Source organism: Paenibacillus sp. JGP012 (assembly GCF_014203995.1).
Classification (GTDB): Bacteria; Bacillota; Bacilli; order Paenibacillales; family Paenibacillaceae; genus Paenibacillus; species Paenibacillus silvae.
The window spans coordinates 242,999-261,432 of record NZ_JACHKG010000001.1; the positions used below are offsets into that span (position 1 = coordinate 242,999).

Consider the following 18,434-nt stretch of genomic DNA (forward strand, 5'->3'; position numbering starts at 1 on the left):
TGCAGATTGTAAAATTTTTAAGGAAAAGGGTACAATATGATGGAGGCATGTTGCAGCTCAATTCAGAGACATTTTGAATGAACAAGAGGGTGGCGAATGATGAAACGGAACATATACATAATGCTTGGAATTGTTCTGCTTGTTGGCATAGCTCTGGCTCAGAATACAGACAGTGGCATTGCGGCTGTTTTTAAACAGGAGGAGCCTATGCCAACAGAGACTGGCGCGAAGGCTGGTTTACTGGCCCCTCCGTTCAGTCTGACGGGACTTGATGGTAAAACGTACAGCGTGGGTGGTGCAAAAGAGAAGGCGACATTTGTCAGCTTCTGGGCTTCGTGGTGTGATCCGTGCAAGCAGGAAGCGCCTGAGCTGAACAAGTTAGCTGAGAAATATAAAGATAAGATGGATCTCTATGGTGTGAACGTGACTTCATACGATAAATTGAAGGATGCCAAAGCTTTTGTTGACGAGTACAAGCTGACCTTCCCGATTCCGCTCGATGAAAAGGGGACTGTGTATGCGATGTATAATGGCATGGCATTTCCAACAAATGTGTTGATCGATTCCAGAGGAGTCATTCAAGAGATCGTTTTGGGCATCATGCCGGAAAAAGAGCTTGAGAAAAAGATTAAAAAGTTAATTGCAAATTAAAAGATTGGCTGTAGTGTTGAAAACAGGATTGCTTGCATTCGCCGCATTCACAAAAAAGCTTCTGCACCATGAGAAATGGCTGCAGAAGCTTTTAATATTTTCCGGGAAATAAGGAAAAGGGTTGAGCTATTAATGGTTAACTAAACCGTGAGTGGGGAGTGAACGTGCATCTGGCTCGTCCAGAATACGCTCCTGGAGCAGGGCATATCGGAAACTGTGAACAAGTGCTTCCCAGCTGGCTTCAATAACGTTCTCGGATACACCAACCGTGTTCCAGGTGTTTTCTGTATTTTTGGACTCAATCAATACACGAACCTTGGCTGCGGTAGCATCCTTCTCATCGAGCACACGTACCTTATAGTCAGACAAATGCATGTGAGCGAGTGAAGGGAAGTACTGGACCAATGCTTTACGAAGTGCATTATCCAGTGCGTTAACCGGACCATTGCCCTCAGCTGCGGTGTATACACTTGCTCCGGCCACATTCAGCTTCACAAAAGCCTCGGAAACAACCGATTTGCCTGCTGTTTTCTCTACAAGCATTTTGAAGGATTCGAACGTAAACAGTTCCTTCATGTCTCCATTTGCTTCGCGGATTAACAATTCCAGTGAAGCATCTGCGCCTTCGAACTGATAACCTTGATGCTCCAGATCCTTGATTTTCTCGATAATCTGGCGTGAGTTAGCACTGTTCGGGTCGAATTCCAGTCCCATCTCCTGAGCTTTGGAAACAATATTGCTCTGTCCTGCCAGCTCGGAGACCAGTACCCGCTGTTTGTTGCCGACAAGCTCAGGCACAATGTGTTCATAGGTGCGTGAATCCCGCAAAATGGCGGATACGTGGATACCGCCTTTGTGTGCAAAGGCCGCATTCCCGACATACGGTTGATTGATCGGCATATTCACATTGGCGATCTCGCTGATATAGCGAGCAACATTGGTAAGCTGCTTCATGGAATCCTCAGCCACACACTCGTACCCCAGCTTCAACTGCAGGTTCGGAATAATGGAAGCAAGATTGGCATTGCCGCAGCGCTCGCCATAACCGTTCATAGTGCCCTGCACCTGACGTGCCCCGGCTTGTACAGCGCTGAGGGTGTTAGCAACAGCAAGTTCGCAGTCATTGTGCGTATGAATGCCGAGATGTGCCTGCGGCAGCAGGAGGTGCAGACTGGATACGATCGCGTGCACTTCATGCGGCATTGTCCCGCCGTTGGTGTCACACATTACAAGCCAGTCAGCACCGGCCTCGTGGGCTTTGCTCATGACAGCCTGCGCATACTCGGGATTATGCTTGAAGCCGTCGAAGAAATGCTCTGCATCAAAGATGACCTCCATACCGCTTTGTTTCAGATATGCGATGGAATCATAGATCATGGACAGATTTTCCTCAAGCGTTGTCTGCAGGGCAGTGTGCACATGGAAGTCCCATGACTTTCCGACGAGTGTGGCTGCCTGTGCCCCGGATTCAAGGATACGCTTGAGATTAGTATCCTCGCTGGCAATGCTACCTTTGCGGCGAGTGCTTCCGAATGCAACAACCTTGGCGTTCAGCTTCAGTTCCTTGACTCTTTTGAAAAACTCGATGTCCTTGGTGTTGCTGCCGGGAATTCCGCCTTCAATATAATGAGCACCCAGGTCATCCAGCTTTTTGGCTATTTTGAGTTTGTCGTCTGCGGACAAGCTGACACCCTCTCCTTGCGTGCCGTCACGTAAAGTCGTATCGAAGATGGAAATGGCCTTTGACATGAAGATCCTCCTTTAAGGTAAAGCGCTTTTTTATAAGTTTGATGGAAGGGTTAAAAAGCAGGTAAAGATGTTAATGGATAAATCCTTCGATTCAGCAACGCTACACTGTGTTAAATTCGTTGAATGGATTTGTCCCAAACTCGTGAATTTGTATAATTAATTATTATAGCATCATTATAGCCAAATGCTACATAGAATTCGCAGGTTGGCGGAACAATTGCAGATTGCAGGGTGAAAATAAATATACTCAGCGACGAAGCCTGAATTTATATTCTACTTTTGATATACTATATAGACAGGTTGACCCAGATCAATGAATCGTGAGGATAGAAAGGGTGGGGGGCGTGAAGTCTTCAGACAGCAATCCTCCAGTGGATGTAAGCGAGTATTATCCGGCAGCGGGCAGAGTTATTTTGCATGTGGACATGAATGCCTTTTATTGTTCTGTACATGAGGCCGAGGAGCCCGAGTTATATAAAGGAAGAGCAACGGCTGTTGCAGGCAGCAGTGAGCTTCGCAAGGGTGTAATTGTAACGTGTTCGTATACAGCGCGAAGCAGGGGCATATCAACAGGAATGGTCGTGCATCAGGCTATGAAGAAATGCCCGGAGCTTATTGTTATACGTCCGGATTTTCACTTATATCGCCAATACTCCAGAGCTTTCATGCAGATTGCATACAGCTATACCCCTCAACTGGAGGCAACTTCGATTGATGAGTGTTATCTGGATATCACAGGATCGAAGCAATTCGGTACACCAGTGGAGATCGCTGAACAGATTCAGCGGAGAATCAGGGATGAACTCGGCCTGCCTTGTTCTATCGGTATTGCACCAAATAAACTGCTGGCCAAAATGGCATCGGACCTCAAAAAGCCAAACGGCATATCGATCCTGCGGATGAGAGACGTTCCCCGCATCTTATGGCATAGACCGTGTAATGAGATGTTTGGAATTGGAAGGAAAACGGCCGAGAAGCTAAAAAAGATCGGTATTGATACGATCGGCCAGCTGGCTAAATCGGATGAAAAAATGCTGACGGACCTGTTCGGTATTAACGGAACGTGGCTTAAAAACTCGGCAAATGGCATTCATCACTCCCCTGTCGTTGCTGAACGGGAAGCGAATAAATCCATTGGTCATACGACCACGCTGCCTGCCGATGTTTCGGAGAACCATGATATTCACCGGGTGTTCCTGAATATTAGCGATCAGGTGGCCCGAAGATTACGTAAGCACGAAATGTTAAGTCAAGGCATTCAGATTACGATTCGTACACCTGACATGAAAACAATCACCAGATCACGCATGATGGACATACCAACCGAGGATGCCGCAGTCATCTACCGGGAGGCCTGCCAGCTTTTTGCGAAACACTGGGGGAACGGCAAGCCGGTACGCATGCTTGGCATTACGCTGCAGAGTCTGATTTCGCGGGAGGAATCAGCTGTGCAGATGGACTTGTTCGAATACGAGCAGAAGCCGAAAAAGGAAAGTCTGATTCGAATCATGGATGAACTGCGTGATAAGTTTGGCGAGAATGCAGTCGTGACCGCAGGCATGCTTGGCGATGATCCTTCCACATTGCTCCGCAACCATAAGGTGCGAGGAACTTCACTGCAAAAAGATAACTTGCAAAGTCTGGACTAAATAGGAGATAATAAAGACTTGAGGGTGCAATTTTATTTGTAATTATTCTTGCTTTGTATTAATATGTTTCTAGATAAAAACACTGTACGTGGTGAATCCTAGGAGGAGAGATTGTAAAATGAGCAAATATACTTGGGTAGAAAAAGATACATGTATCGCATGCGGCGCATGCGGAGCAACAGCTCCAGACATCTATGATTACGACGATGAGGGCTTGGCAGAAGTAATCTTTGACGGCGACGCGAACCAAGGCATCAAAGCTATTCCTGAAGATCTGTTTGACGATATGCAGGATGCATGCGATGGCTGCCCGACCGACTCCATTAAAGTAGCGGACGAGCCTTTCAATAAAGAGGGTTAATCTTTTTTCATACATGAAATAGAAGCGCACATTTTGTCTTAGCGACAAGAGGTGTGCTTTTTTTGTATCAGCAACGCGAGAATTTATTAATGACTTGGTGAGTGAGAACTGCTTGTTTACAGCGTATTGATTAGTACCAGGTGCTGTAGTCCTATGCAATTTTAACTGTTGTCTGCCGATATATTAATCTATAAGCTCAAGGCGGAATAGTGGAGGATCAGATGCAGAACACGGATCTAAGATCATATGTGAAGAAACATCCAGATAATAAAATGGCCTGGTATCTGCTTGGCAAAGAATATCTGGCGGAGGGACAGGAAGCGAAGGCCAATTATTGTTTTCAACAAGCGGGCGAAATATATGAGGCGTTTGAACGCAGTAAAGCTCCTGCCGACATATGGATGGATTATCAGGATAAGCTGGTAGAGATGTCTGCGCATAAGGAGAAGAAGAAGCGCAGACGTAAAATGTGGCTGACACTGCTTATGTTACTGCTGTTGACAGGGCTTCCACCTGCTGATGCTCCAGGTGCCAATCAGGGGGTGACGGATGCCCTGGCTTCGGCTCTGGATTCCGGGGATGATCTGCAGGAGGTGAAGCCGGAAGCAAATGAGAAGAAAGGGGCAGATGTATCGTCAGTGAAGCAAGGCAATGTGTTCACTGCAGCGGCATTCGGTGGCGAAAACGATGGGGGAGGAGCGCTTGCAGCAGCTTGGGCCGGTGCTGGTAATGGTGTTCAAACGACGGCTGTGCTGGGAATGCAGACTTCCGATGCCTGGGCCATCTGGCAACGGGATATGCCGGTTAAATACATAATGCAGACGAATTCAAAAGGAAAACTCACCGCCCAGAGTTACGATGCCAAGCAGTGTAACTGTGAACCTCCTGAAGTGTCCGCCAAGATTAAACGCATGGCGCTTGCCTGGACGGCCAGGCAGGAGACGGCGGCGGCATTGTCCAGTGCCATTGTCTCGTATCATAAACAACATAAAACGTGGCCGAAAAGTGTTACAGCACTCGCTCAGCCGTTCCCAGACAATATTCTGGGAGAAACTTCGGCTGAAATGAGCGAGATGTTTCCACAGCTGCTGGCAATGCATCAGAGCAAAGCTCAATCTATATCTACGGGGGATACCGGAAAAGGAGAGTCACAGGCTTCAAAGACACCTGACACCAAAAAGGCATCGTTTGCCGATACCGTGGGTGGACAGCCCTTCTTTGCGAAGCCGCTTGAAATTGTCATAGACAAGAACAACCACAGGCTGGCGCTCATTAGCGGCAGTACAATCCTTCGGATGTATGAGGTAGGTCTTGGCGGTGAGCGCACGCCTGAGGGTTCATATGTCATTACCGACAAAGTGGTGAATCCGAATGGTCGCTCCAATGGAGAGTTTGGAAGCAGGGGAATGCAGCTTTCGGACACCAATTATGCCATCCACGGGACTAATGAGCCGAGCAGCATCGGACAGGATGAGTCCCTTGGATGTGTGAGAATGCGTAAAGATGATGTGGAGGAGCTGTTCGCTCTTGCTCCGCAAGGCACGCCAGTGCGAATCGGGAAAAATCTTCTGCCTGCGTTGATGTCTGTACCGGAAGCAAAGGAGCGGTATACACACAAGCTTGTCCCGAAACAGAGCAATCCAGGCAAAACATATCACTGGTTGAATTAATCCGATCTTCATTGAAAGTCTGATTAAATTCGGTCAGTGCAGGACTTGCCGGAATCCTCACCTCTACATGTTGGCAATAATAATTAAAGCGCCAATAATAATAATCAGGCCGCCTACGCTGGCTGCTGTCCATGCGATGGCTTTGCGGTTAACCTCTTCCTTTTTTTGCTGCAATGCGGGTGGTTTACGTTTCTGAGCCATAATTACTTCCTCCTTATCAGGTATATGACTGGTCAAGAATTGGTTATGTAACCATGCTCTCATTGTAAAGAATTCAACTCGTCTTTTCCAGTAGGCGGGTTGATTTCTTGTGCATATACAGCTCGATTTGAAATTTACTTGTCTATGCGCAAATGACTTTCTTTTTGCAGAAGAAACCGCTAGACTTGTGTGTAGAGTTTTTTACATATTGAGACGGAGAGCGGCCATATCGCATGCCGGACCAGAACGGAGTGAGTGATTTGTTATACAAAAGTCTTGCTAAACCTTTATTGTTCAAAATGGACCCAGAGCAGGCCCATCATCTGATTATTGGCGGCCTTAGCGGTGTGGGCAAGGTGCGACCGGTTCCATCCGGGCTGCGTGTCATGTATGGAGTGCGTGAAACCCCTGACCTGGCGGTGGACATGTTTGGTTGCCACTTTCCTACCCCTGTTGGTCTTGCGGCAGGCCTGGACAAAAATGGTCAGGCTGTAACCGGCTTTTCCTCCATCGGATTTGGATTTATGGAGGTGGGCACGGTGACTCCGCTGGCACAGTCGGGCAACGAGCAGCCGCGTCTGTTCCGCTTGCCGCCAGATGAAGCGCTGGTGAACCGGATGGGCTTTAACAATCTGGGTGCAGAAGCGATGGCAGGCGAGCTTGCCCGTCTTCAGGAGCGGCGTATCCCGGTGGCGGTGAATATCGGTAAAAATAAAACAACACCCAATGAGGAAGCTCATCTGGATTATGAGAAATGCATTCAGGCGTTGTATAATTATGCTGACCTGTTTGTCGTGAATATCAGTTCACCAAATACACCGGATTTGCGTAATCTGCAGCATGGGAATGAATTGAAGGAATTGCTGGCAGCGGTTATGAGTGAGATGAAACGTCAGCAGGCTCAGCATGGAGGGGCGTCCAAGTCCGTGCTTGTCAAAATTGCGCCTGATGTGAATGATCAGGAGCTTGAATATATGGTCAGTACGATTGCGGCTAGCGGGGTGTCGGGCATCATTGCGACCAATACAACGATCAGCCGCGAAGGTCTCTCCCATCAGCATGCGAAGGAAACGGGAGGACTAAGCGGCAAGCCGCTGCGCGAACGTTCAACCGAGATCATTCGTCAGGTCTACAGACAGACCGAGGGTAAACTCCCTATTATCGGATCGGGCGGTATTTTTACAAGTGTGGATGCTTATGAGAAAATTAAAGCCGGGGCAAGTCTGGTGGAAATCTATACAGCCCTGATCTATGAAGGACCAGAGGTTAACCGGCGTATTCATGCAGGACTGCGTGAACTGCTGCGCAAGGACGGTTATCATCATATTTCAGAGGCGGTTGGTGCAGAGCACCGCTAAAAGAAGCAGGATGAATCCCCAGAGCACTAATATAGAAGCATGGAAGAGTGTATAATGGAACGGGACTCTTCCCCCCGGCAAACATCATGTATAATGGATAAGAACAGGGGATGCTATAGAGACAGGAGGCTTTAACCATGGACGGTAGAGACTGGGGTACATTTTTACTTCCTTATGAACAAGCGGTAGAGGAATTGAAGGTCAAGTTCAAAACGATGAGGGCCGAATTGAAAAAACGGGAAGAATATGCCCCGATTGAATTCGTTACTGGCCGTGTCAAAAAAATCTCCAGCATTCTGGAAAAATCAAGACGTTTGAACGTGGCACTCGACGATGTGGAGACAGGTATAGAAGATATTGCCGGTATTCGTATCATGTGTCAGTTCGTGGATGATATTCGCCGTGTGGCAGAGTACATCAGAGCACGTAAGGATCTGACAGTGCTGATTGAGAAGGATTATATTACCAACTTCAAGGAAAGCGGTTATCGCAGCTTCCATATGATTATTGAATATCCGGTTCAAACGGCGCTGGGACAGAAAAAGGTGCTTGCCGAGATTCAGATTCGAACGCTGGCGATGAATTTCTGGGCAACGATTGAGCATTCCTTGAGTTATAAATATCGGGAAAGCCTGCCGGATGACATGCGGGCAAGGTTGAAGAAAACAGCAGAGGCCGCTTTCGTGCTGGATAACGAGATGTCAGCGATTCGTCTGCAGATTCTCGAAGCACAGAAGGCGTTTGAGGACGATTCCAATATCGTGTCAAGGACACTTAGCATCATTCATCAGCTATATTTCTATCATCTGGTCCATGAGGCGATTGAAGCGCAGAAACGATTTAACGATTGCTGGGAGCGTCATGATATGGAAGGACTCAAAGTGCTGCTGGATGATGTGAAGCAGCTTCTGGGCAACGCCAGAAAGGGCGAGAATCCGGATGAACAGCTATGAGCCGCTCTACGTTGACTATCTGATCTATTTCAATCGGGATCAGGACTATTTCGAGTGCCATGAGGTGCTTGAAGAGCTGTGGCTGGAACGGGATCGTGATCCGCTCTATAAGGGGCTGCTGCAGGTAGCGGTTGGATTGTACCATTACAGGAATGGCAATCTTCGCGGAGGGTTTAAGATGCTGCAAAGCTCACTTGAATTAATGGAGGCCTATCCCGACGTGATGCTTGGCATCAGGCTTGGCGAGTTGAAGGAGCAGGTACGTGGACTTGTGAAGCAATTACAGGAAAGTGAACCGGAAGCGTCGGCATATCGAGATTTGTCTATCCAGATTGAGGATGAATCGCTGATACAGCAAATACAAATCAGGTCAGCCGAGCTGAAACCAAACATTCCACAGCGGCGAAGTCCAACCCGGGGACGAATCTATGAAGAGAAAATGAGAGAGCAACAGCGGCAAGCTCAAGCGATGGAGCAACGTAACCATGTGAAGCTTAACAATCATGCAAATAACTAGGATGAACTGTCCTATGTCTTGTATACAAAACACCCCGACCATTCCGTTCACGGAATAGTCGGGGTGTTTTTGGCAGGCATGCAGCCTAGCTTTTCTCAGGTGTAATATTACCTTTATATTTGTCAAAAAATTGCTTGTAGTCGTCCAGTGTATAACCGTTGTCGCTTCCATTTTCTTTCAGACCGCCAACCATGCGATCCTTCTCTACGCCGTCCTGGTAAAAGACGAGTGTAGGCGTGAATTCAATGTTGTAATCCGTCCAGCCTGATTCAAATTCACGCAGATTAAACTGCGGAAGCTTGATGCCTTCACTATCCACCAGTGGCATCAATTGTGGAGTCGTTGCACGGCAGTGGGAACAGTCAGAAGCGAAGAAGTATACAAAGAAGCTATCCTTCTTATCAATTCTGGCTTTCAGATCGGCTGGCAGAATAATCTGCTGATAGTTAGGATCACTCAGAAGTTCACGTGTAGCCGGATTAAGCTTGGAAGCCGCGATGCCATAAGCGTTGGGCGCAGAATCCATCTTTTCCTTGGACAGCTGGTTCACAAACACCAGGGCAGCAATCATAACAACTAAAATACCGAGAAATATAAGGATTGTGGCGCTTTTCTTTTTCTTCTTGGAATTCATTGTTCATCCCCCAATTTTGATATCAAGATATAATTACAGCAAAAATTGAGGTTGGGATAATATGCATAAACAACCGAATTTTTGCTTGTCAAACAATCTATTAGCATTATACTACATTACACGCTGTAGTGGAATACACATGATAGGATAGGCAAGTAAAAACAGGATATGATAACATAGAGCAATATGTCATTTTAACAGGATGGGAAGAGTGGAAATATGGCTGTACAGCTGCCTCACATGTTTACAGAGCGGATGAAACGTCTGCTCGGTGACCAATTTGATTCTTTTATGCAATCGTATGAACAATCCCCGCATGCCGGGCTTCGCGTAAATACACTGAAAATATCAATGGAACAATTCAAGGAATTGGCCCCGTTTGACTTGAGACCCATCCCGTGGTGTGAAACCGGTTTTTATGTGCCGCATGGGGTAAAGCCCGGACTGCATCCTTATTACCATGCAGGCTTGTATTATATTCAGGAACCGAGTGCAATGGCTCCCGTCGAGCAGCTGCAGGTACAGCCGGGAGACCGTGTACTGGACTTGTGTGCTGCTCCCGGGGGGAAATCGACCCAGATCGCTGCCAAGCTGCAGGGTAAAGGTGTGCTTGTCACCAATGATATTCATGCCGAGCGAACCAAGGCGCTTGCCAAAAATATTGAACTTTATGGTGTAAGAAATGCAGTGGTATTAAATGAGTCGCCTGAACGGATTGCCGAAGCATTCCCTCATTATTTTAATAAAGTATTAATTGATGCGCCTTGTTCAGGCGAAGGCATGTTCCGCAAGGATGAGGACATGGTGAAGTCCTGGGAGCATCATTCTGTGGAGAAATGTGTGCTGATGCAGCGCGACATTCTCGAAACAGCCGCACGGCTGTTGGCTCCGGGAGGCACGATTGTGTATTCAACCTGCACCTTTGCCCCGGAGGAGAATGAAGCGATGATTGCAGCGTTTTTGAAGCAGAATCGTGACTTTACCGTTACAAATATCGCAGATACCGCAGGGTTTGCCCCGGGACGTCCGGACTGGGTGCGTGAGATGCTGCCGGCACAGGCAGATGAGACAGAAGAGGTGCTGGAGCAGACGCGAGGCACGGCGCGATTGTGGCCCCATCTTCTGGAGGGAGAAGGGCATTACGTCGCGGTGTTACAACATATCGAAGCAGATGAAAGTGATGCAAAATTGTCTGAGCATGTGAATGAAAAGTCTGCGCTGCTGAATGAATCGAGTGAGGATGGTTTGTTACGAGTTGAATCAAGAGAGGGCAGTGACAGGGGTACACGCTCTGGCAAGCCCTCAGGCAAAGCGGGCAGAAAAGCTAAAGAGGCCGGTGGACGCAAATCGGAACGAGGCCATACACGGGCAACTGACTCGGGGAATGTTGATCCGTTGGCCGTTTACAGCCAGTTTGTAAAAGAGAATCTGGATATGCCGCTGCACGGCGAAACGGTGTGTTACGGAGATCGGGTATATCAGTCAGCCGTTGGCGCTTCCCGTCTGGAGGGACTGAAGGTGGTTCGCCCTGGATGGTTTGTCGGTACGATCAAAAATGGACGTTTTGTTCCTTCTCATCCACTGGCTTGTGCCTTGCGTACATCGGAGGCACGCCGCAGTGTGAATCTGTCCTCTGCAGATGGTGAAGCGGTAAGGTACTTGAAGGGGGAAACGTTGAACATTGAACAGGAGCGCATCATGCTTCATGGAGAAACCCTGTCGAAAGGGTATGTTCTCGTATGTATTGATGGATATGCCGCAGGTTGGGGGAAATGGCTGGACGGTGTGCTGAAAAATGAATATCCTGCGGGATGGAGGTGGACATCGAGATGAGTGGGAAAGGCAAACAAACGCAGCGTTTGGACAAAATTTTAAGTCATATGGGTGTCGGTACACGCAGTGAACTCAAAAAAATGGTGAAACAGGGACGTATTTATGTGGATGGCAAGGTGGTCAAGGATAGCGGTATCCAGGTTAACCCGGAGATTCATGTCATCGAAGCAGATGGCGAGCGGATTATGTACCGTGAAATGATCTATCTGATGCTGCACAAACCGCCGGGTGTGGTATCTGCTACAGAAGATGCAAGGGACAAGACGGTGCTGGATTTATTGCGTAAGGAGGACCGAATCTTTCAACCTTTTCCGGTAGGGCGACTGGATAAGGATACAGAGGGGCTTCTTATTTTGACGAATGATGGTCCACTCGCCCATGAACTGTTATCTCCCCGCAAACATGTGCCCAAAACGTATGAAGCACGGGTGCTTGGTAAAGTGGACGCAGAGGACGTTAAGCAGTTTGCCGCCGGGGTGCGGCTGGATGACGGGTATGAGACAATGCCGGCAGAGCTAACCTTGCTTGGACATGAAGAAACGGACGAGGGCACGGTATCGCTGATCTCCCTCATTATTCATGAAGGCAAGTTTCATCAGGTCAAGCGTATGTTTCAGGCTGTCGGTAAACGTGTGCTGTACCTGAAGCGTGTAGCTATGGGGGAATTGAGGCTGGCTTCTGATCTGGCGATCGGGAGTTACCGTGAATTAACGGAAGAGGAATTAAATCTTTTGCGGAATGATAATGCGGCTAACTAAAAAGAACAGATGGGGATGAAATCATATGACTTACAAACTGATTGCGCTGGATGTAGACGGAACGTTGCTGAATGATGATCATGAGCTGACCGAACGGACGCAGGAAACGTTGATTCAAGCCTCGCGCCAAGGGGCAGAGATTGTGCTTTGCTCCGGGCGTGGACCAGGCAACACGATTCCTTTTATGAAACAGATGGGTCTGGATGGTTATGTCATTACGCATAATGGTGCGGTTACAGCGCAGGTAGAGACACGGGAGGTTATTCATCAATTTGCACTGGACACTCAAGGGCTGGAGCCGATTATGACGTACTGTCGTGAGAATGGGGTGCATTTTGACATCAATACGGCGTTTGGACTGTATGTGGATCAGCCAGAAGGTTTGGAGCTTCAGGTCAGACAGATGTATTATAATTTCCTCGCAGAGCCGCTCAAGCTGCCTCGCTGGGCTGATATGCACGAACCACTCGCCAAGTTTACGGCATTTGGCCCTATAGAGCAGATGGACGAGGTTCAACGTGAATGGACGGCCTGGAACCTTCCCTATTATATGACACGCAGCGGAGATTTCTTCATTGATCTGATGCATCCGGAAGCTTCCAAGGGAGCGGCGCTCAAGAGATTGGCTGATTCGAAAGGCATCGCTTCCTCCGAGATTATGGCGATAGGCAATTATTATAACGATATAACGATGCTGACTTTTGCAGGTAAGGGCATAGCGATGGATAACTCTCCTGAAGAGGTCAAAGCCGCCTCCGACGAAGTGACATTGTCCAACAACGATGAAGGGGTTGCGCACGCCATTCACAAGTATATTTTGTCCGTATAATTCTGTTTCCTCATAAACTACTGCTTCCCAGGACATCCTAAGAGGATACGTTAGAAATGAGGAGGACTGGCAATGAAGCAGGTAGAACTGACGACGGATTTGCGTACAGCTGCGGGTGAAGTGCAGGACATTATGGTGGATGGCCGCTATGCAGGCACACTTGTCCTCGTATACAGGGAGGGAGAGCGGCTGTCGGGCAGCCTGCAGCTGGATCAGGAAGTGATAGATGATCAGGCTGAGTCGTTTATTACAGATAAAGTAGAAGGTTATATTCGTATGCTTGCCGATGCGGTGGGGGCTTCTCATTATGAAGTGTTAGTGAGCTCCGGTATACTGCGTACCGTTCTAGAGCAGCCAGATATGAGCACCGGCGCATCGGCTGGAAACGCTCTGGCGCTTGGTGAGAATGCTCATGAAGATGGAATATTTGCCGAGGCGAACAGAATTCCTGCCTATCGGGATGAATCTTTTACATATGAAGATCCGAAGCATCTTCTGGAGATGGAGATGGTCAGTGCGGGACGCAGTGTATCCACCTATGTGTTCAATGACGCTGAAGGCGAAGAAATGGCAGAAGCGGCGCTGAAGCAGTACGGAGCGGATGCACAGGGAGAAATCCACTGGTATGAGGAGCCAAATGAAGCGCTGCAGGAAGCTGCGGCCGAGCTGCTTGTCAGGGAGCTGGACGAGGAGATCATTGATACGATTACGATTCGCATGTGGTATCAGGGGAATGAACTGGAGAACCTTGAGTGGGTGCATCGTGATTTTGAAGACGAAGATGAAAAAGAACTTGAAGATGAAGATGAGTATGACGAGAGAAATTTTGAAGATGAATTTAATGAAAAATATGAAGAACATGCAGGTGATAAAGGGCAGGTACACTCGTTGAGTGCATCCGGGATGGAAGAAGCGGAGGAAGCATGTTATGTCATGCTCAGAAGCAGGGACCGGGAGTTCAGAGTTTACGATCTGTTCGTGCAGGAGCGTGGGGGGCTTCCGGTAGGCACAGCAACAATTGATATGTCTCAAGCAGATCTCACCGGTTTTATGGACTATGATGTGCCTGGAACAAGTGTGCAGCGCCAAACGCTGGTGGATGTGCTGATGCGGGAGCTGAACAAGGAGATCGAATTCGACACGTTACATCTCACCATGTTATATCGCAATCAGATTATAGATGAAGCCAGAATGGAAGGATAAGGGGCGCAAGCCTTTTATCCTTTTTTTATTGATTTTGACGGACTATGGATTTCCCGGTATAGTACGATTAGTCTAATTTTACATGAAAAGCTGCCGGGAAGTGGAGGGGTATGATGACACACGCATTCAACATTTACAGTGAATCGATTAATGACCATTTTCAAGTAGTGCAGGCTGGGCCAGAGGATACGGAAGAGGTGCTCTCCCTGCTTGAAGAGACAGCGTTATGGCTGCAAAGTCAGGGCTCGTCTCAATGGAGCGCGCTTCTGCACGGGGAGGATTCTCATAATACACCTGCGGCTATTCGGCGTGGAGACGTTTTTGTTTTTAAAAAAGAGGCGGAAATCGCCGGAATGGTCATCCTGATGCAGAAGCCCAGTCCGTGGGATTGTCAGTTATGGGGCGACAAGGCTCATGCGCAGGATGGGGCGGTTTACCTGCACCGGCTCGCCATTCGCAGAAAATATGCGCATGCAAGTCTGGGGAAATCCATTCTGCTGTGGTCCATTAACGGCATTAAATTCGAACATAAATCTCTCGTGCGGCTGGATTGCGGAGCAAGCAATAGTACATTAAATGCTTTTTATGCAAGGAACGGGTTCAGTCATGTCGGTGAAACAGATGGATTCAGCATTTATGAACGAGCAGTTGAGCTTTAAGGGATACAAGTAGTAGAAATTTGAGGCTGAAAATGGATGTAAGGGCGTCTTTATGAAGAGTTGTATGAATATCATGTATATACGACTTCATAATTGTTGTGCAGAAACAGTAGATGTTCAAGCTTTTATATGTCATAATGGACAATAATGATATGCAATAAAATGCATGAAAATACATTATTCATGTGAAGAATTGAGCTAAAGTTGCTCTGGTTTTGCTTTACTGAACATATGTTCTGATATATCATAAATACATGTGGAAGAAAAGAAATGAAGCTGGAAAGGGGGATAATCACGTTGAAGTTGCTACAAGCGCTATTCTTTCCTCCGGAGCAGCCCGGAGGGGTATCCTCTATGATTCCTTACCTGCAGGAGCGATTTACAAGCCCGAGGTGGGAGATGGATTTGTTTTCCCTGCCGAAGCGCATCCGGAATAAAGGTCAGGAGGAAGTACAGTTTGAAACGTTTGATTGGACCGTCTATGGAGATAGTCCTGTTGTGCAAAAATATATTCAGACGTATCGCGATTATTTATGGTGGACCCGGCTTCGTATTCAGAAGCCCTATGATCTGATTCATGCGCATCACCCCATTGCAGGGCTTGCCATGAAGTCAGTCTTTCCCGATATTCCACTTATTCAGACGATTCACTCCAGTTACGAACGAGAGCTGATTCTTAACGGGCGTATTGAGCCGAACGGGCTGGAGCATCAGTTCCTGTTATCGATCTATGGTGAGCTTGAGCATCGAGCTGATCGTCTGTTAACGGTATCGGATTCCTTCCGCAGGTACTTGGACCCGTATGTTAAACATCCAGACCGGATCGGAATTATTCCGAATGGATTTGATGAGAAGCGCTTCAAGCCGATTCCCCATGACAATGCTGTGCCGCAGCTGGTAACGGTCTGCCGTCTCGTTCCCGCTAAAGGTTTGGACATTTTATTCAAGGCTTGTGCAGAGCTCAAGGACAAAGGTCATGACTATGTGCTGCACATCATCGGAGATGGACCGATTCGTCCTGATCTGGAGGAGCTGGCCCAGCGTCTTGGCATTTATAATGAGACTATTTTCTATGGATATACGTTGCATCCTGAAGAGTTTATGCCTTTCTTTGATGTGTTTGTGCTGCCATCGCGTGCAGAAGCCTTCGGTTCAGTGTTTGCTGAAGCGGCTTTGAGCTGCCTGGCTCTCGTAGGCACAGAGGTGGGAGGCATACCCGAACAGATTGAGGACGGCATTAACGGTCTGCTAGTACCGCCTGAAGACCCATCTGCGTTGGCGGACGCTTTGGAAAAGGTGATGCTTGATCCGGCTTACCGTTATGAACTGGCTCGTTCCGCTTGTGAAAAAGCCAAAACACACTATTCGCTGGGAAGATCGGTGAATGAATTGAAAAAGATGTATCTGCAGTTCCGGGTGGAAGCCTGAGAATGGTCAGAGCAATGAAAGATGCCGCTGTAGGTGATACAGCGGCTTTTTGGTTGGTCAATATATTGATGAGGATATTAGAAAATACAATTGTTCGGATGGTGTGCCAGTTCCTGAACGGAGTTCATAAATAAGCCTGCGTGGTAACCGTCACAGACTGCATGATGGAGCTGTAATGAAATTGGCAGATAGATTAAATTTCCTTTATGAATCAAACGCCCTGCAGTAATAATGGGCAGAAGGTAACGACTGTTGTTATTGATATTCAAGTTGAAGCTGGTAAACGAGGTCCATGGAATAACCGAAAAAGAAAATGTATTTTCGGGTACAGGTGTTTTGGGAAACAGCCTGCCTGAACCATTATATTTTTCTACATCGGCAGTATAAGCCGTATGAAACGTCTCGAAATCATTAGTGACGCTAGTCCAAACCGCAGAGAATGATTCAGAACGGCGATCAAAGATGGTGTACAGCGGATCTAGTCTTTCCCAGTAACCCAGCTCTCCTTCACAATTGTAGCTCGTTCTAAAAGCCGGATGTGAATTCACTACAGTGGTGATCAAGAAGATCAAAGCCGGAGTAAACCGATATTTGTGTTGTTTTGTGAACCGATATAAGACACTGATATCTATTTCCCGGGTTAAACTGAAAGACGTATTTTGGTTCATATAATGGTTAAATGCCTCTGTTCTGTTCCAAACGTCAAAATCGATGCGATTAAATTTCATTGGATATGCCTCCTAAATTTTATGTTAGCGCAAATTCAGGAGGCGAACTTGTCTGTTTTTTTCATAAAGAACCAATCCTTTAATTCTTTTTTGAAGTCATTTTTATTGTAACATAACGATGCCGCATAAAACGATTTTTACACCAAGCATGCCTCATATATTATTTCGGCCGCGAAACGTGCCCCACCGATTCAAAAGTAACTTTCCAGCCCAGAACATTGCCATACAGCCAAAGATCGGATACAGGATGGACAACAGGGAGCTGAAGCCGAATTGACTGAGTGAGTAACACAGCAGCATGATGGTTAATGTAATTAATCGGGGATGTACGCTGATATGCTGTCTGAGCTGTAATGTCATACCATAGATGTCGGCAACAAATGTCGTGAAGATTTCCATGAAAATCAGTGAAACATAGATCGATTGCACAACCCAGCCTAATTGAAAAGCAATGCTGCCCATCGGAATTTCGAACTGGGTGATGCCAGGCATATATGCCGACATAGCAAAGTGAGCTGCCATGAGCATAAAACCTACGCCGATCCCGCCTGCGATTCCACCCCATTTCAGCGTATTGCGATTACGAATCTGATTGCCAACAGGTACAAGCACTGCTTGAGCAAGAGCAAGGTTGAAAGCAGAATACAGCAGCGGTGATACCCAGACCTGGATGGGATTGTCATCTGTTGTAAGGGTGATAAAACGTAGTGCACCAGGGTGATGGACTGTGCTGAAAATCATCAGCAGTGATAACAGGAGCATCATTGGAACGACAATGCTGTTCATTTGCAAAATAGCCTGCATCCCGCGTCCCAGAAGCAAATACGTGCCAATGAGAGTAATGATCAGACCCGTTTGATAGTGCAGACCCAGATGTTCCATAAAAACAGAGCCTGCTCCCGCAAGCATCACGCTGTTTACACCGATCAGTACGATAAGGGTGACCCAGGTAATCCATCCGCCAACCTTGGGACCAAACAAATGTTTATTCAGGTCTTCATATGAACGGGAACCTGTATCATGAGCGATCAGCATCATCTTGGTGCCAAGCCAGACAAAGAGCATGGTGGACAATCCGATGGTGATGGTAGCCCACTTGCCATACTGTGTGAAAAATTGCAGTATTTCCTGTCCGGTAGCAAAGCCGGCGCCTACAACGGTTCCGATATAAGTGAATGCAATCTGCAGCACCCGGAATGCCTGTTTCATGTGTTTCCCCTTTCAGGTCCCGGGATTTATTGGACATGCGGGTA

General features: G+C 47.5%; 18 protein-coding genes. 13 read left to right on the forward strand and 5 right to left on the reverse strand.

What is annotated here, in order from left to right; all coding sequences use genetic code 11:
• Positions 1–96: 96 nt before the first annotated feature.
• Entirely contained in the window at positions 97–651 is a 555-nt protein-coding gene (locus HNR77_RS01125) for a redoxin domain-containing protein (protein ID WP_311768550.1), read from the forward strand.
• A gap of 129 nt (positions 652–780) precedes the next feature.
• Here the strand turns inward: HNR77_RS01125 and cimA are convergent, their stop codons facing one another.
• Positions 781–2,400: a citramalate synthase gene (cimA, locus tag HNR77_RS01130; protein ID WP_184179900.1), complete on the reverse strand. Its 1,620-nt coding sequence runs from the start codon at positions 2,398–2,400 to the stop codon at positions 781–783.
• A 344-nt stretch (positions 2,401–2,744) separates the two neighbouring features.
• Between cimA and HNR77_RS01135 the strand changes: the two genes are divergently transcribed.
• From HNR77_RS01135 to HNR77_RS01145, 3 genes are all read left to right on the forward strand, one after another.
• Positions 2,745–4,049: a DNA polymerase IV gene (locus HNR77_RS01135; RefSeq protein WP_184179903.1), complete on the forward strand. Its 1,305-nt coding sequence runs from the start codon at positions 2,745–2,747 to the stop codon at positions 4,047–4,049.
• Between the two features lie 118 nt (positions 4,050–4,167).
• On the forward strand, positions 4,168–4,410 hold the full coding sequence (locus tag HNR77_RS01140) for a ferredoxin (RefSeq protein WP_111273095.1): 243 nt from the start codon (positions 4,168–4,170) through the stop codon (positions 4,408–4,410).
• Between the two features lie 221 nt (positions 4,411–4,631).
• Positions 4,632–6,080: a L,D-transpeptidase family protein gene (locus tag HNR77_RS01145; protein ID WP_184179906.1), complete on the forward strand. Its 1,449-nt coding sequence runs from the start codon at positions 4,632–4,634 to the stop codon at positions 6,078–6,080.
• A 63-nt stretch (positions 6,081–6,143) separates the two neighbouring features.
• Here HNR77_RS01145 and HNR77_RS01150 read toward each other — a convergent pair whose 3' ends face one another.
• Positions 6,144–6,281 carry a hypothetical protein gene (locus HNR77_RS01150; RefSeq protein WP_167434145.1) on the reverse strand — a complete coding sequence of 46 codons (138 nt, stop codon included), beginning with the start codon at positions 6,279–6,281 and terminating at the stop codon, positions 6,144–6,146.
• Positions 6,282–6,541: 260 nt separating this feature from the next.
• On the opposite strand from HNR77_RS01150, the gene HNR77_RS01155 reads away from it, so the two are divergent.
• The 3 genes from HNR77_RS01155 to HNR77_RS01165 all read left to right on the forward strand — a co-directional run bounded on the left by HNR77_RS01155 (position 6,542) and on the right by HNR77_RS01165 (position 9,109).
• Positions 6,542–7,639: a quinone-dependent dihydroorotate dehydrogenase gene (locus tag HNR77_RS01155; RefSeq protein WP_184180443.1), complete on the forward strand. Its 1,098-nt coding sequence runs from the start codon at positions 6,542–6,544 to the stop codon at positions 7,637–7,639.
• A gap of 137 nt (positions 7,640–7,776) precedes the next feature.
• Positions 7,777–8,592 (forward strand): GTP diphosphokinase, encoded by an 816-nt coding sequence (yjbM, locus tag HNR77_RS01160; RefSeq protein WP_111273092.1) that lies wholly within the window; start codon positions 7,777–7,779, stop codon positions 8,590–8,592.
• Entirely contained in the window at positions 8,579–9,109 is a 531-nt protein-coding gene (locus HNR77_RS01165) for a DUF309 domain-containing protein (RefSeq protein WP_184179909.1), read from the forward strand. Before yjbM ends, HNR77_RS01165 begins: the two co-directional genes overlap by 14 nt.
• Before the next feature lie 85 nt (positions 9,110–9,194).
• On the opposite strand, the gene HNR77_RS01170 is transcribed toward HNR77_RS01165, so the two are convergent.
• Positions 9,195–9,743, reverse strand: coding sequence for a thioredoxin family protein (locus tag HNR77_RS01170; protein WP_184179912.1), 549 nt, complete (start codon positions 9,741–9,743; stop codon positions 9,195–9,197).
• A gap of 219 nt (positions 9,744–9,962) precedes the next feature.
• Between HNR77_RS01170 and HNR77_RS01175 the strand changes: the two genes are divergently transcribed.
• From HNR77_RS01175 to HNR77_RS01200, 6 genes are all read left to right on the forward strand, one after another.
• Entirely contained in the window at positions 9,963–11,576 is a 1,614-nt protein-coding gene (locus HNR77_RS01175) for an RsmB/NOP family class I SAM-dependent RNA methyltransferase (protein WP_184179915.1), read from the forward strand.
• Positions 11,573–12,334 (forward strand): pseudouridine synthase, encoded by a 762-nt coding sequence (locus tag HNR77_RS01180; RefSeq protein ID WP_184179918.1) that lies wholly within the window; start codon positions 11,573–11,575, stop codon positions 12,332–12,334. The genes HNR77_RS01175 and HNR77_RS01180 overlap by 4 nt, the downstream gene beginning before the upstream one ends.
• 25 nt (positions 12,335–12,359) lie before the next feature.
• A complete protein-coding gene (locus HNR77_RS01185) occupies positions 12,360–13,163 on the forward strand; it encodes a Cof-type HAD-IIB family hydrolase (protein ID WP_184179922.1) in 804 nt (267 codons plus the stop codon).
• A gap of 72 nt (positions 13,164–13,235) precedes the next feature.
• Positions 13,236–14,366 carry a hypothetical protein gene (locus HNR77_RS01190; protein WP_184179925.1) on the forward strand — a complete coding sequence of 377 codons (1,131 nt, stop codon included), beginning with the start codon at positions 13,236–13,238 and terminating at the stop codon, positions 14,364–14,366.
• Between the two features lie 113 nt (positions 14,367–14,479).
• The gene (locus HNR77_RS01195) at positions 14,480–15,025 is read left to right on the forward strand and encodes a GNAT family N-acetyltransferase (RefSeq protein ID WP_184179928.1); all 546 of its coding nucleotides are present in this window, start codon (positions 14,480–14,482) and stop codon (positions 15,023–15,025) included.
• Positions 15,026–15,322: 297 nt separating this feature from the next.
• Complete coding sequence (locus HNR77_RS01200) at positions 15,323–16,453, forward strand: glycosyltransferase family 4 protein (protein WP_184179931.1); 1,131 nt, start codon at positions 15,323–15,325, stop codon at positions 16,451–16,453.
• 77 nt (positions 16,454–16,530) lie between these two features.
• Here HNR77_RS01200 and catA read toward each other — a convergent pair whose 3' ends face one another.
• A complete protein-coding gene (gene catA / locus HNR77_RS01205) occupies positions 16,531–17,181 on the reverse strand; it encodes a type A chloramphenicol O-acetyltransferase (RefSeq protein WP_184179934.1) in 651 nt (216 codons plus the stop codon).
• Positions 17,182–17,334: 153 nt separating this feature from the next.
• Positions 17,335–18,390, reverse strand: coding sequence for a YkvI family membrane protein (locus HNR77_RS01210; RefSeq protein ID WP_184179936.1), 1,056 nt, complete (start codon positions 18,388–18,390; stop codon positions 17,335–17,337).
• Positions 18,391–18,434 lie beyond the last annotated feature (44 nt).